The sequence below is a fragment of the candidate division WOR-3 bacterium genome, from assembly GCA_039801365.1.
Lineage (GTDB): Bacteria > Hydrothermota > Tepidihabitantia > Tepidihabitantales > Tepidihabitantaceae > JBDRUN01.
Genome location: JBDRUN010000042.1, coordinates 1 through 492, shown reverse-complemented (window position 1 = coordinate 492; position 492 = coordinate 1). Strand labels below are relative to the sequence as shown.

Here is a 492-nt window from a genome sequence, read left to right as displayed (position 1 = left end):
CTTGCCAGGCGGGCTGTACACGACTGTGAGCTTTCCGGACACGGTATTCAAGGTTCTAGGTACGCACACCACGAAGTGCTCAGTGTACGTGGCCGGGGACCAGAACGCACTGAATGACGTAGTAACCGGCAGTTTCCAGGTTACGGCTGCGTCCCACAATGTGCTGGTGCAGGAGATACTTGCGCCTGTAGGCACAGTTGATTCGGCGAGCGTTGTGACTCCAAGCGCAGTGGTACGCAACGCCGGCTCCGAGACCGAAACGTTCAACGCCTATATGCGGATCGGTAGTTACGTTGCTGCATTCGTTGTCTCGAATTTGGGCGCGGGTGCGACGCGGACGATATCATTCAGCGACTGGACCGCGAATGCAAAGGATACGGTGGAAGCTTCGTGCTGGACGTATCTGGTTGGGGATGAGAATCCGGCTGACGACACGATGAAGCAGAATTTCTTTGTTGCGGTGCACGACGTCGGGGTAGCGCAGGTGCTGTA

Annotated in this window: 1 protein-coding gene; it reads left to right on the top strand. The window is 56.7% G+C overall.

Translation table 11 applies throughout. From position 1 onward, the window contains the following. A partial coding sequence (locus tag ABIL25_06580; protein MEO0081942.1) for a hypothetical protein occupies positions 1–492 on the top strand: 492 nt, incomplete at both ends.